General features: G+C 64.8%; 15 protein-coding genes. 4 read left to right on the forward strand and 11 right to left on the reverse strand.

Annotated features, from left to right (window positions below):
- The first annotated feature begins 2 nt into the window (after positions 1-2).
- Complete coding sequence (locus PX52LOC_RS06160; RefSeq protein WP_149109257.1) at positions 3-1,379, forward strand: DUF1501 domain-containing protein; 1,377 nt, start codon at positions 3-5, stop codon at positions 1,377-1,379.
- Positions 1,380-1,667: 288 nt separating this feature from the next.
- Here PX52LOC_RS06160 and PX52LOC_RS06165 read toward each other — a convergent pair whose 3' ends face one another.
- The 3 genes from PX52LOC_RS06165 to PX52LOC_RS06175 form a co-directional block, all read right to left on the reverse strand.
- Positions 1,668-2,195 carry a hypothetical protein gene (locus tag PX52LOC_RS06165; RefSeq protein WP_149109258.1) on the reverse strand — a complete coding sequence of 176 codons (528 nt, stop codon included), beginning with the start codon at positions 2,193-2,195 and terminating at the stop codon, positions 1,668-1,670.
- A 168-nt stretch (positions 2,196-2,363) separates the two neighbouring features.
- A complete protein-coding gene (locus tag PX52LOC_RS06170; protein ID WP_149109259.1) occupies positions 2,364-2,600 on the reverse strand; it encodes a hypothetical protein in 237 nt (78 codons plus the stop codon).
- A gap of 144 nt (positions 2,601-2,744) precedes the next feature.
- Positions 2,745-3,311 (reverse strand): LeuD/DmdB family oxidoreductase small subunit, encoded by a 567-nt coding sequence (locus PX52LOC_RS06175; protein ID WP_149109260.1) that lies wholly within the window; start codon positions 3,309-3,311, stop codon positions 2,745-2,747.
- A 192-nt stretch (positions 3,312-3,503) separates the two neighbouring features.
- On the opposite strand from PX52LOC_RS06175, the gene PX52LOC_RS06180 reads away from it, so the two are divergent.
- Both PX52LOC_RS06180 and PX52LOC_RS06185 read left to right on the forward strand, forming a co-directional pair.
- Complete coding sequence (locus tag PX52LOC_RS06180) at positions 3,504-5,468, forward strand: sigma 54-interacting transcriptional regulator (RefSeq protein WP_149109261.1); 1,965 nt, start codon at positions 3,504-3,506, stop codon at positions 5,466-5,468.
- Positions 5,469-5,620: 152 nt separating this feature from the next.
- Positions 5,621-6,070 (forward strand): YybH family protein, encoded by a 450-nt coding sequence (locus tag PX52LOC_RS06185; RefSeq protein ID WP_149109262.1) that lies wholly within the window; start codon positions 5,621-5,623, stop codon positions 6,068-6,070.
- Here PX52LOC_RS06185 and PX52LOC_RS06190 read toward each other — a convergent pair.
- From PX52LOC_RS06190 to PX52LOC_RS06215, 6 genes are all read right to left on the reverse strand, one after another.
- Positions 6,054-6,497: a hypothetical protein gene (locus tag PX52LOC_RS06190; protein ID WP_149109263.1), complete on the reverse strand. Its 444-nt coding sequence runs from the start codon at positions 6,495-6,497 to the stop codon at positions 6,054-6,056. The genes PX52LOC_RS06185 and PX52LOC_RS06190 overlap by 17 nt on opposite strands.
- Entirely contained in the window at positions 6,466-6,924 is a 459-nt protein-coding gene (locus PX52LOC_RS06195) for a VanZ family protein (RefSeq protein WP_149109264.1), read from the reverse strand. Before PX52LOC_RS06195 ends, PX52LOC_RS06190 begins: the two co-directional genes overlap by 32 nt.
- A 49-nt stretch (positions 6,925-6,973) precedes the next feature.
- On the reverse strand, positions 6,974-7,390 hold the full coding sequence (locus tag PX52LOC_RS06200) for a hypothetical protein (protein ID WP_149109265.1): 417 nt from the start codon (positions 7,388-7,390) through the stop codon (positions 6,974-6,976).
- A gap of 50 nt (positions 7,391-7,440) precedes the next feature.
- Positions 7,441-8,511: a protein arginine kinase gene (locus PX52LOC_RS06205; RefSeq protein WP_149109266.1), complete on the reverse strand. Its 1,071-nt coding sequence runs from the start codon at positions 8,509-8,511 to the stop codon at positions 7,441-7,443.
- On the reverse strand, positions 8,508-9,023 hold the full coding sequence (locus tag PX52LOC_RS06210) for a UvrB/UvrC motif-containing protein (RefSeq protein WP_149109267.1): 516 nt from the start codon (positions 9,021-9,023) through the stop codon (positions 8,508-8,510). Before PX52LOC_RS06210 ends, PX52LOC_RS06205 begins: the two co-directional genes overlap by 4 nt.
- A gap of 89 nt (positions 9,024-9,112) precedes the next feature.
- A complete protein-coding gene (locus tag PX52LOC_RS06215; RefSeq protein ID WP_149109268.1) occupies positions 9,113-9,592 on the reverse strand; it encodes a UvrB/UvrC motif-containing protein in 480 nt (159 codons plus the stop codon).
- A 292-nt stretch (positions 9,593-9,884) separates the two neighbouring features.
- Between PX52LOC_RS06215 and PX52LOC_RS06220 the strand changes: the two genes are divergently transcribed.
- Positions 9,885-10,340 (forward strand): universal stress protein, encoded by a 456-nt coding sequence (locus tag PX52LOC_RS06220; protein ID WP_149109269.1) that lies wholly within the window; start codon positions 9,885-9,887, stop codon positions 10,338-10,340.
- A gap of 41 nt (positions 10,341-10,381) precedes the next feature.
- Here the strand turns inward: PX52LOC_RS06220 and PX52LOC_RS06225 are convergent, their stop codons facing one another.
- Positions 10,382-11,221 (reverse strand): tetratricopeptide repeat protein, encoded by an 840-nt coding sequence (locus tag PX52LOC_RS06225; RefSeq protein ID WP_149109270.1) that lies wholly within the window; start codon positions 11,219-11,221, stop codon positions 10,382-10,384.
- A 47-nt stretch (positions 11,222-11,268) separates the two neighbouring features.
- Positions 11,269-13,191 carry a type II and III secretion system protein family protein gene (locus PX52LOC_RS06230; protein ID WP_149109271.1) on the reverse strand — a complete coding sequence of 641 codons (1,923 nt, stop codon included), beginning with the start codon at positions 13,189-13,191 and terminating at the stop codon, positions 11,269-11,271.
- Positions 13,192-13,261: the final 70 nt, after the last annotated feature.

Below are 13,261 nucleotides of genomic sequence, written 5' to 3' on the forward strand. Positions count from 1 at the left end.
CCATGCTCTCCTTCCGCGACCCCACCGCCCGCCGCGAGTTCCTCCGCGTCGGCGGCCTCGCCCTCGGCGGCCTGTCGCTCGCGTCCACGCTCGCCCCGGCGGGGTCGCCGCTCGCGACGGCCGGCCGCCCGCTCACGGACAAGTCCGTCATCTTCCTGTTCCTGCACGGCGGCCCGTCACAGATCGAAACCTTCGACCCGAAGATGACGGCCCCGGACGGCGTTCGCTCGGCGACCGGAGAAATCAAGACGGCCATCCCCGGCGTCACGTTCGGCGGCACGTTCCCGAAGCTGGCCGCTCTCGCGGATCGCTTTTCGGTCGTCCGCTCGTTTGTCACCGGCGACGGCAACCACGACATCAAGCCCATCGTCGGGAAGGATTCGTTCGGGGCGAACCTCGGGTCGGCGTACGCCTCTGCCGCCGGGTCGAATCACCCCGTGAGCGGGATGCCGCGGAACATCGCCCTCTTCCCCCAGGCCGTGGAAGCGATGAGCCAACCGGCCCAGGCCGGTTTCGGGAACTTCCTCTCGACGGGTCCGTTTGGCCCGGCGAGCGCGCCCTTCGCCGCTGGCGGGGGCGGTCCTTTCCAGAAAGATCTCACGCTGAACGTCTCGCAAGAAAAGCTCGGCGACCGCCGGTCCCTCTTGACCGTCCTCGACCACGCGAAACTCGCCTTCGACGAAAATGCCGTCGGGATGGACGCCACACGCGAGAAGGCGTTCTCGATCCTCCTCGGCGGCGTCGGCGATGCCTTCGACCTGACGAAAGAAGACCCGAAGACGCTCGCGAGGTACGACACCGCGGGACTGCTGGACGTCGAGAAAATCAACAAGAAGTTGAACAACCGCAAGTTCTACACCGACAACGCGCGAACGCTCGGCAAACTGCTCTTGATGGCCCGCCGACTGTGCGAGCGCGGGGCCGGGTTCGTTACGGTAACGACGAACTTCGTCTGGGACATGCACGCCGACGTGAACAACGCCCCGATGACCGAGGGCATGAGCTACACGGCCCCGCCGCTGGACCACGCCGTCTCGGCGTTCCTGGAGGACACCCGGCAACGCGGCTTGAGTGACAAGATTCTGTTAGTGGCCTGCGGCGAGATGGGCCGAACGCCGACGATCAACAAGAATGGCGGGCGCGACCACTGGGGCGGTCTCGCTCCGCTATTGCTCGCCGGCGGCGGGCTGAAGATGGGTCAGGTGGTCGGCCGGAGCGACGCCAAGGCCGGCTCGCCGAACTCCGACCCGGTGCTGAAGCGGAATCTGATCTCGACCGTCATGAACACGCTTTTCGATACCGGGAAACTGCGGGTCACACGCGGCGTCGCGCGCGAGTTGCTCGCGATGATCGACGCCGACCCGATCGCGGGATTCTAGCCGTCTCGGGCGTGGACCAAACCCTACCGCCCGATGTCATCTCCGTTCGGCAGGCCGGAACCGAAGCGGTACGAGTTTCGAGTACGTGAAGACTCAAACGCGGGGCCTGCTGCTCCAAACCGCCGGTGCGATTGGAATCTCCGCCGGGTCCCGCGAGAGTAGCGGTTTGCCTCTTCACCAATGGGTGTCAAATCTCGAACCGGCGGCATCGGCTCGCGGACGATTCCTTGAAACGACGACGTCTTCAAGAATCGCCACTTGTCGACCGGCGATCGGATTCGGCGTGCCTCACGAACCCCCGAACCCCACGCCCCACTCGAAGTCGTCGCGAGCGAGCGGGGCCACCGGAAGCCCGGCGCTCGGGCGGCGCATGTACGCCGGCACTCGCTCCAGCGCGGCCGCCGGGTGCGCGGCAAGGAAGCTGAACCCCTTGAACGCGGCCGGATCGAACCGGACGATAGCAGACGGGTATTGGCCGGTTGCGTACCGCCGCTCGATCTCCCGCACCAGATCGTACCGGCCCAAGTCCCACCCGCTGGCCGGCTCGTTACCGTAGTGGTACACCGGCGAGTTCCGCCAGAATACCAACAGGGCGGTGCCCATGTCGCAGTGCGGGCTGTCAAGCACCCGCCGCCACTCGGCCGGTTCTTGGGCCGGGTGTGACTCCGAGGCAAACAAGAACAGCGACTCGGGTGACGACAGGGCGGCGAACTCCTGCTCCCAGCGGACTTCGAATGTGTCTTCGTCGAAATCGGTGGCGAGGTGTCCGTCGATGAGCCACGCCACACACTTCCGCTGTTCCGGCGATAATGCCACCCGCAAGTCCTCCTTCGCCGAACAGGTGTTTATCCCAATCCCCAGATCACAGAATTCGGGATCGGGTCGGCCCCGCTACTGCGGGAGGCAACGCCACCAGCGTAACGAGCAGGAGAACAGGTGTCAAAAGCGATGGCCAGCCGGCCGTCGGGGCACCACTCACCGGGATCAGACGCCGTCGCTCATGTACATGAGGCCGACAAAGTACCACAGGAACAGGCCGATGCCGCTCAAAACTCCGGTGGCGACATTCGGTTTAATCGGATGAGAAAGGATCAAGGTTAACAGGACAGTCGCCTCAATCCACATCTCGCGTTCGTTGTAGTACGGTGCCTCGGGTGAAATACCGACGAGTATTGCGAACGGCCCGTACATCAAGCCGAACGGGGCCGGGGTGAGGCACATGGTGGACCAACCAAACCCTATGAATAGCCCAGGAAGGAGGACGCGAAGGCGAGGATTCACACCAAAATCTCCCCACCAAAGCACGACTTGGCGAGTCGCCGGGCGTGCGGAATCACCCGGCGGCTGACACCGCTCGACTTGCCGTTAGCCCTTCAGCATCCCGACCGACTTCGCGTAGGCGAAGACGCCACCGGCTTCGATGATCGGAGTGATCTCGCCGAGCGAGTTCAGCCGCCACGAGTCGCCGGTCGTCTTGTTCAGCAGTTCGCCCTTCGCCAAGTCCACCCGCAACTCGTCGCCGGTGCAGATGGTGTCGATCAGCCGCGTCGGACACTCGACCGGCACCAAGTACGCGCCGTTGATGCAGTTGCGGTAAAAGATGCGGGCGTAGAACTCGGCAATCACACACGAGATGCCGGCCGCGGCTAGGGCGATCGGGGCGTGCTCGCGGCTGGACCCGCAGCCGAAGTTCTTGCCGCCGACCACGATCTTGTACGGCGAAACAAATTCCTCGGCCCCCTCGTGGAAGGGAACGTGCCCCTTCGGGAGGCCGGCCGCGTCTTTCGGTACGCCGCAGAGGGCGAACTTGCCGAACATCTTGTACTCGGCCGGGATCGCCGGGTTGTACGTGAGGTACTCGGCCGGGATGATTTGGTCGGTATCGACGTTGTCGCCGAGCACGTAGGCTTTGCCTTCGAGAATCGTTTGCATCGTGTTACTCGTCGGATGGGTAGCGAACGGCCGTGCCGAACAGTCTTCCGGGGGTAGAATTCTAGGCCGGAAGCTGAACCGATTCGGCAAAATCTCTCGGCCGCGCACTCCGTGCTATGCTACAGAAGTTTGAGGACGTGAGTGACGATCTGCCGAGACGAATCTGCGGGTGGTGATTTTCCCGAGGACGACATGCGAGCACGGTTGAAGGTCGAAGCCGGTGAAGGAAGCCCGACGTTGTTCGAGTTGGCCCCCGGCCAGCCGGCGACGCTGGGACGGAGCCGCGACAGTTCAGTCGTTCTGAAAGACGATTTGGCCTCGCGGCTGCACGCCAAGGTCTACTACGAAGACGGCCGGTGGGTCGTTCGCGATTTCGGGCTGAACGGAACGAAGGTAAACGGCACCAAGGTGAGCGGGGCGGCCGAACTCAACGACGGGTCGGTGATTCAGATCGGCGACGCGGTCGTGCGGTTCCATACCGTGGCCGGGCCGGCCATCACGCCGCCCCCGACCGGGCCGCGGACCAACGGCCTGTCGCACCCACTGTCGGGGACGAAAACGGGCACCGACCACCGCACGCCGGCCCCGTCGGAATCGCCGCACGCGACGAAGACCGGGTTCAACGTGGACCGCTTCGCCGGCCGCCTGACCGACACCGAGGTGGCCGCGTCGCAACTGAAGGTGGACGAACTGACAGCCCTGTGCCGGTTCATGACGGCCGCCGTCGAGACGAAAGATGCACACGAACTCATCCGCCTGGCCCTACGGGTCATCGTGAATCAAACGACGGCGAAGGTGGCCGGGTACCTGAACCTCGACCCGAACGACCCGACGCCGCGGTTCATCCTACCCGACACGGCCGCCGTGGACTCGACCCTCAGCCGGCGGCTGACCGAGCGGGTGCGGAACGAGCGAAAGACGATCTGGCTGTTCAACGACCCGACCAAGGGCGACGTTCGCCCGCCGACCGAGAGCCTCTTCGCCTACCACGACGCCCTCTGCCTGCCGCTATCCACAAAGGGCGAACTGTACGCGGCCGTCCACGTCTACCGCACCGGCAGCGCCTTCGCCGACCGCGACGCGCGGTTCATCGAGGCCGTCAGTGGCTACCTCGGCAAGTCGCTCGAACTCCACCGCCACCGGCGCAAGTTGGAAGCCGAGAACAACCGCCTGCGGGCGTCCGTGCCGACGGCCGACGAACTGATCGGCGACAGCAACGCGATGATGGGGTTGCGGCAACAGATCGCGAAGGCGGCTCCGCTACCGTTCACGGTGCTGATCCACGGCGAGAGCGGATCGGGCAAGGAACTCGTCGCGCAGGCCCTCCACCGGCAAAGCGTCCGGACGGCCGGCCCGTTGGTGGTCGTGAACTGTGCCGCCATCGCGCCGACGCTGCTGGAAGCGGAACTCTTCGGCTACCGCAAGGGGGCGTTCAGCGGGGCCGACCGCGACCACCCCGGCCTGTTCGAACAAGCCGACGAAGGTACGCTGTTCCTCGACGAAGTCGGCGAACTGTCACTCGACTGTCAGGCAAAACTCCTGCGAGTCATTGAGGGCAAGCCGTTCCGCCCGGTCGGCGGGACGAAGGACGTGAAAGTGGACGTGCGCGTCGTAGCCGCCACGCACCGCGACCTGGACAAGGAAGTGAAGGCGGCCAAGTTCCGCCAGGACTTGCTGTTCCGGTTGAAGGTGATCCCGCTGAAGGTGCCGCCGCTGCGAGAACACGCGGAAGACATCCCGGAACTGGCGGGCTTCTTCCTGGAACGGCTGAGCGTGCAATGCCGCAAGACCTTCCACCTGAAGCCGGCCGCGATGCGGAAGTTGCAAGCCTACACCTGGCCGGGCAACGTCCGGCAACTGCGGGCGGTGCTGGAGAGCACGGCCGTGATGTGCGAAACGGACACGATCGACGCCGCCGACCTCGCGATTACCGCGATCACGGAAGCCGCCCCAACCAACGGCAGCGAGTTGCCGAACAGCCTGTCGATGGACGAACTCGAAACTTGGGCGATCCGCAAGGCGCTGAAGCAGACGAGCGGCAACGTCAGTCGCGCGTCGCAGATCCTCGGCATGTCCCGCGACACGCTGCACACGAAACTGAAGAAGAAGGGCATTGCGAGAGACGAAGCGACGGCCGACGCCGGCGACGGGGCGTGAGCCCCTGAAGGGGTGAACGGGTGACTTGGTGAAGGGGTGAGAAAGGCATCTGCCTTTCTCACCCCTACCGGTTTTTGCTGTCGATTCCCTCGCTCGCCGTTCGACTACCTCCCGTAAGCCGCCGATTCCCGGAGGCCGCCAGAGGTAATCCCATGACCGTCGAAAGCGCCCTCACCCGCGACGAGGCCCAGATTCACAGGCTTCTCGCGGACCAGATGAGTGCCATCTGCGCGAAAGACCTCGACCGCATCATGAGCTTCTACGCGGCCGACGCCGTCACCTTCGACATCAAGCCGCCGTTCCAACTCAAGGGCAACGCCGCCCTCCGGCAGATGTGGGAACAGTGCCTGCCGTGCTTCCCGGACGGGAGTTTATCGCCGGTGACGCGCGACGTGCGCGTCGTGGCCGGCGGCGACGTGGCGGCGATTCACTGGCTATCACAGTTCGCGGGCTGGCCGCCCGGACACCCGGCGGCGGAGATGTGGATGCGCGGCACGGCCGTCTACCGAAAGACCGGCGGCGAGTGGAAGATCGTTCACGACCACGTGTCCGTGCCGTTCGACCCGCGCACGGGGCAGATCGTCCCTAAGCCCGAAGCGTGACCGCGGCCGATGGCACGGCCCCGACCGCGTGGCGGGGGGCCGTCAGTTCTTTCGCCAGGCCGACCGAGAAGCCGATGTACGCCCCCCAGCAGACGAGCACGACGAGGGCCGACAGCAGAAGTTGCACCTTCAGGGGGAACGGCGTCCGCGTGACGTACAGGCACGCGCTGATGCCGGCCGTGCCGAGAATCCAGGGGATGATCCCCGGTGCCCCGCCCGCCCGCAGTTGCGATGCGTTCACGCCGAAATGCGGCAACACGTGCAGGATGCCGCCGGCGGCCGAGAACACCGGCAGGAACACGCACAGGGCCACGAACACGTACAGCGACCCGTGGGCCTTCGGCGTGCCGCTGTACAGCACGGCCCCGCACATGAAACACTCGGCATCGGAAGCGTTATTCAGGTGGTGGCAGTTCCAGCACTTCATGGCGGGCACGCTCGCGGGGACGGAGTCTCCCCAACCGTAGTGCAGAAATCCGAGGATGCAACACGACGCCCGCCCCGACGGCAATGCCGGCCGCGTCGATGAGCATGTCGCGAACGCAGCCGTGCCTCTGCGTGTCGAAGTGGGCCGCGCCGATCATTTGGGCAATCTCGCTGAGGATGCCGTGCAGCACAAGGCCGCCCCAGACCCAGCGCCGGCCGCGAGCCGAGTCCGGCAACAAGCCCCCGAAGACCGCGAAGAAGGCATAGACCGACAGGTGCAGCGACTTTGCCAGCACGAAGTGCAGCGTCTCACGGTCGAAGCCGAAGCCGTCGCCGAGGAGCGATTCCGGCACCGGCTCCGGCTTCACGAGCAGCCACGACCAGACGAGGAGAAGGGCGACGAAGACCAGAGGGAAGAAGATTCGCAATTCGGTTGCATCCCGGATGGGGCACGAGCGAGTGATTTTCAGAGCCGAATTACGCCACCGGGTCCGGGAGGGTTCCAGATTCAGGGGCCGGCTGCATGGCCGTGGCGGACTGCGGAGCGATGCTTATCATCCGGATCGATTTAGCCCGGACCAAGAACCGCCGCCCCTCGGCATCTTCCAGAATGACCATGCCGCTGAGGTCCATCGGCAGGAGCGTCTTGAAGCTTTCTGTACTCGTGAACCCGACGAACCGGACCCGCTCAAACGTCTCCCCGCCCTGCATGTGGACGGTGGCCCAAGTGTCCTTCTTCAACACGCCGCGGACGGCGATAGTTTCCGGTTTGCCCCCGCGGGTGTTGAGCCAGTTCAGGACAGTAAAGAAGACAGCCAGTGCGATGATGCCGAGAACGGCGCAGAGAATACCAACCCCGAACGTGCTGAACGTCTCGACCGCTTTCGGATCCATACGAACACCTTGACGGCCAGCATTTTCGTCACGGTTCTTCCCTACCGAACTTATCGTTGGCTCGCGCCCAACTCACGGAGTTTGTTGCGGAGGTACTTCGCCCGCGCCGAGTTCCGCTCCTCGCCGTCGAGCGGCGTGCCCATGAGCTTCTGTAAGTGGGCCGCCTGCGTGTGAATGAACAGTTGGTTCACCGTCGTCGCCGGCAGGTCTTCCAACAGGTGAAGCTGAATGCCGAGGCGGACCGTCGAGAGCAGTTCCATCGTCTCTTCGGACGTAATCATCGTCGCGGAACCGAGCGTGCCGATGGCCCGGGCCACGCGGTCTTGTTCCGCCTGTTTGCGTTCCTTCACCAGCAATTGCCGGGCACGGCGTTCGTACTGGAGGATTTGCGAGATCACCTCGCGAATCTCGCGCAACACCAAACTCTCGCTCTTGCCGAGCGTGACCTGGTTCGAAATCTGGTACAGGTCGCCGCTCGCCCGGCTGCCCTCGCCGTACAGGCCGCGGACGACGAGGTTGATCTTCTGAAGCGACCGGAATAGCTTCTCGATTTCCTTCGTCAGCGACAGGGCCGGCAGGTGCAGCATCACGCTCGCCCGCATGCCGGTGCCGACGTTCGTGGGGCACGCCGTGAGGTAGCCGAACTGCTCGTGGAAGGCGTAGGTCAGCTTCGTTTCCAACAAGTCGTCGAGGTGGTCGATCTCGGCCCACGCTTCCTCAAGGGCGACCCCGCTGCGCATCACTTGCAGCCGCAGGTGGTCTTCCTCGTTCACCATGACACTGACCGACTCGCGCTCGTCGAACGCCACCCCCCGCGGCCCCTCCAACACGGAACCGAGTTCGCGACTCATCAGTTGGCGTTCGATGAGGAACTGCCGGTCGATCGGCGTGAGCTTCGACACGTCGACGTAGTCGAGCTTGTGCGGCAGGTCGAGCTTGGCGATGGCGTCGCGGATGCGGGCCTCGGTTTCGGCCTTCTGCGCCGCGGACGCGCGGTTGCTGAACGGCGATCCGGCCAGGTTGCGGGCCAGGCGGATGCGCGTGGAAATGACGATGTCCGACTCCGGGCCGTTGCCGCGGAGCCATTCGCCGAGGTTCGGCAGTAGGCTGTCCAGGTTCATCCCGCGGCTTCCTTTCCCCGAATGCGGTCGCGCAGTCGGGCGGCCTCTTCGTAGTCTTCGATCGCGATCGCGTCGGTCAGTTGGGCCTTCAAGTCGGCGATCTCGTTCTTGGCCATCTGTTCCTGCACCGCTTTCGGCGTCTTCCCCCGGTGTTGCAAGCCGCGGTGGACTCGTTCCAGGATCGGCATGAGCACGGGCAGGAACACGTCGTAATCTTCCGGGCAGCCGAGGCGACCGTCGGCCCGGAACTGAGCATACTTTAGCCCGCAGTCGGGACACGTCAACGACGCCGGGTCGAGGTCGTCGGCGTCCGCCTCGCTGGGCGAGGGGGCGAGTTGGCTCATCAGGAGTTGCAACAGGGCCGGCAGGTTCAACTGCGGCGACGGCGCGTCCGGGATGAGATTCTGCTCGCGGGCGCAAGATTCACACAGGTGCATCTCGCGCTTCTTCTTGTTCACAATGTCCGTCAGGTGAACCGTGGCCGGGGCACCGCAGAACTGGCACGGATTCATTCCGCTTCCTCCGTCGCGGTTTCCAGTTTCAGAGTTTCAAGAACCGATCAACCCTCGAACTTGAAACTCCTGAGACCGGAAACCTGAAACTATTCCGACTCTTCCAGTCGCTTGATCTTGTCCCGCAGTTGGGCGGCCTCCTCGTAGGCTTCCTTCGTCACGGCCACCTGGAGTTGCCGGCGGAGGTTGGCGAGTTCCGTCTGGCTGGCCTTCACCTTCGGCAGTCGCCGCGGCGTCTTGCCGACGTGCTTCGTGTCGCCGTGAATGTTATCGAGCAACGGCAGCAGTTCGTCCTTGAACGAGTCGTAGTCGTGCGGGCAGCCGAGGCGGCCGGTGTTGCGGAACTCGACGAACTTGATGCCGCACGCCTCGCAGTGGCGGTTGCCGAGGTCGGACAAGTCTTCGACCGCCGCGGCGGGCTTGTCGGCCACCTTCTTCACCGACGCTTCCGGGTCCGCGAGGTGTTTTTGCGCGCACTCTTCGCACAGGTGCAGGTCGAAGAACTTTTCCTCGCCCATCACTTCCGTGATGTGAAACGTCGCCTGTTTCGGACATCGCTGGCACTTCATGGCCGGCCTCATGACGATTCGCGGGGTCCATCGAGCAGGTGGTAATCCTGATTCTACCAGGACGCGGCAGTCCCGTAAGGGCCACCTCCGCGGGTGGCACGGATTGCGTTAAAAAGCGGGGCTATGCGTCAGGGTTTTCCCGGGCGCGAATGCGACTTTGTGAAAGCATTCACGAAGTTAAGGAGTTTTCACCCCGATTTCACGCGGCCGGAATGGATTGACACACTAGCGTTGGGTAAATTTGTAGTGCCGGATCCACCAAGGCGGGTTCCCCCGGCAAATGAGGCCTCCCATGTTCAACGTTCGAACAATCCTCTACCCGACGGACTTCTCCAGCTTCTCCACGCAGGCCTATTTCCACGCGGTCGGCCTGGCCGAGAACTACCGCGCGAAGCTCACCGTCATTTACGTCTTCCGGCCGCGGGACCCGAGCCGCTCGGCCATGGAGCGGGCGTACTGGCTGGAGCAACTGGAAACGATCCGGCCGACGAACGCCAAGATTCCGGTAACGCACGTGCTGCTGGAAGGCGACGCGGCCACGGAGATCGTCCGCTTCGCCGCCGACACGAAGACCGACGTCATCGTGATGGGCACGCACGGTCGAACGGGGGCGGAACGGGAACTGATGGGCAGCACGGCCGAACACGTCATGCGCGACGCACCGTGTTCCGTGATGGTGGTGAAGATGCCGAAAGGCACGCCGCCGGCCGCCCGGCCGCACGTCGAATTGATCGCCCAACAAGCATAGTGGTGGCCGCAGGCGTTGGTGCCTGCGGCGACCGACCCAAGTTACTCTCCTGTCGCAGGCACCGGCGGTGGTGGTACCACAAACGCCGGTGCCTCGGCATTTGGTCGCGGCGCTTCGACCGGGGCCGCGATCACGGCCGGCGGTTCCGGCTTCTGATTCTTCTCCACCGCGGCCAATCCCGCCTGGGCCATCTTCAAACTCGAATCGGCCGCCAACGCTTGTCGGTAGTAGTTCGTCGCCCCTTCGCGGTTCCCCTTCGTCGCCAGCACGAACGCCAGGTTCGACTTCGCCTCGGCCGGCGTCACGGCCTTCTCGAAGGCCGCGAGGCTGTCCGCTGGCCGATCGAGTTGCGCGAGCGTCATCCCGAGGTTGACCCAGGCCCGCTTGTGGTGCTTGTCAAGGTCGACGGCCTTCCGCAGGTAGGTCTCGGCGTCGGCGTACTCACCGCGGTTATAGCAACTGTACCCGACGTCGTTGTGCAGATCGGCATCCTTCGGCCGGGCCGCCAACAGTTCGCGGAACTCGTGCATCGCCTTGTTCGAATCGCCGGCGCGATCGTACAGCACGGCGAGGCGGCGCGACGCCTTCAGGGCGTTCGCAGGGTCCGAATCGCGGGCCTTCTCGTAGTAGGTGATCGCGTCGCGTTCCTTGCCTTCTTTTTCGAGTTGCTCGGCCAGCGTTGTCGAGAGGGTGGCCGCCTGTTTGCCGGTGAGATTCCCCTCAGTCGGCGGCGTGATGGTGTTCGCGTTCGAAGAACTGGTCGCGGTGCCGCCCATCGACTTCGGCACCTTGATGTCGCCGAACGGCGTGTGCAGGCAGCCGCTCCCGGCTGAGAGAACCGCGAGCGAACCAACGGCGAGAAGCCGGCGAGAGAGGGTCATGGGAAGTCCTGGGCAAGGAACACGGGTTCGGTGGCGGAACGTCCGCGTCACGGCGCCGGGCAGTAACCGCTCGGCCCGCAGAGCATCGCACGCTCGACCTTCTCGAACTGGCGGATGCGGCCCCAGTCGGTACGGATCACACTGCGGTACGGCCCCACGCGGCCTTCCAGCCGGTTGAGCAGGTAGAACTCGATGTCCGTCGGCTCGACGATGTCGGCACCGGGGATCGGCGGGCACTCGCCCACTTCCAACGGCCGAACCAGTTCCGGCGTGATGAAGATGACCAGTTCCTTTTCGCCGGCCGACTGACGGTTCGAGGTGAACGGCGTGAAGAACGGCACGTCGCCCAACAGCGGCGTGCGGCTCGCGTCGGCCCCCTGGTTCGATTCGATCAGCCCCGCGACGGCGAGCGTTTCGCCCTGCCGCAGTTCGACCACCGTGTTCACGCTCCGCGAGTTCAGGCCGGACACGCTCGACCCGCCGATGCTCGTCCCGACGGACACGTCGCGGGTGCTGACGTTCGCGGACAGTTGCAAGCGGATGCGGTCGCGGTCGGTGATGAACGGCGTGAAGCTGAGTTGCACGCCGAACGGCACGAAGCTGACGCCCTGGAGGCCGTTGTTGTTGCCCAACCCCGTCACGATCGGCACAGGGAACTGGCCGCCGGCCAGGAAGTTCGCCGTCTGGCCGTTAAGCGTGACCAGCGTCGGCTCGGCGAGCGACTTCGCGTAAGACAGGGTCCGCAGGGCGGTGAGGGCGACCGGGATGTTGCCGCCGTCGAAGACGGCCGTGATGTTCGCGGCCGTGCCGCTCAGAGCGCCACCCAGACCGCCACCACCGTTAATGCCGTTCCCTCCCCCGAAGCCGTTGCCGTTGCCGATACCGCCACCGCCGGCACTCGTGCTGCCGTTGTTGTTGCTGAAGACCGTCACGCCCTGCTTGTTGGTCACGCTGAAGTTCAGGCCGATGCTGCGGGCGGCGGCCCGGCTGACTTCCGCCACGATCACGCGGAGGGCGACCTGCTGTTCGCCGGCGACTTCGAGGAGGTTGATGATGTTGTTGTTGCCGGCCGTGGTGATGTAGTTCTCGGCCGTCGGCGACGCGAGGCCGGTGATCGGGTCGATGGCGACCGTCTCCCCGAACGGAATCTGCGTCGCCTGGGCGGCCGTGCTACTCGCGCCGGCGTTCGTCGCGCCGCCGAGTCCGGGTCGGTTGCCACTGCCGCCACCACCCTGGCCGGCGAAGTTCGCGCGGATGATTTGTAGCACCTGCAACCCTTGCTGCGCGTCACGCACTCGGCCGCTGACGACGAGTTTGTCGCCGAGCAACTTCAGCCGCACCGACGTGTCCTTGAAGTGCTTGTTGATGTCGTCTTCCAACTGCTTGTACGACTTCTCCAACCGCTCTTTCGCTTCCGGGTCGGGGTAAATGCGCACGAGGTACGTCAGCGTCTCTTGCTTCGCGGGGTCGTCCTTGTCGCCGAACCAGATGTTCAGGACCGTCGTGCCGACGTCCTTGCCCTGGAGGATCAGTTCCTTCGTGTTGATGACGCTCAGGGTCATGTACCGCTCGTCGCCGGCCTGGACGCGGAACGGTGTGTTCTTCAGCACCATCACCCGCGTCTGGCCGGACACGAGGTCGAGCGTCAGTTCCGGGTCGATGAGCTTGGCGACGTGCTTGCCTTGCTTCTGCTTGCTCTCGGCCGAGATGACCGGCGTGGTGCCGATGGTCTTGGGCGTCGGCGACAAGAGCGGGCTGGAGAGGACAGGATTGATAGAAGGCGCGGGCGCCGGGGTCGTCGGGACCACGGCCGGCGGCATCGGCGCGGCAGGGTTCTGGGCGGGCGACGGGTTCCCGCTCCACGTCACGGCGAACAGGCCCATGACCACGGGTACGGCCAACATCGCCCGGGTGAGCGGCCGCTTGCGTTGGCGGTCGTCCTGCAGTCCATTCGGTTCGGCAGGCCCCATGCCATCCCCCTACCGGCTCCCCTCGCATGACGCGGGTGAACCTTGTTTGTGCCAGAACGCGATCCGTTCC

The sequence above is a fragment of the Limnoglobus roseus genome, assembly GCF_008254045.1.
Lineage (GTDB): Bacteria > Planctomycetota > Planctomycetia > Gemmatales > Gemmataceae > Limnoglobus > Limnoglobus roseus.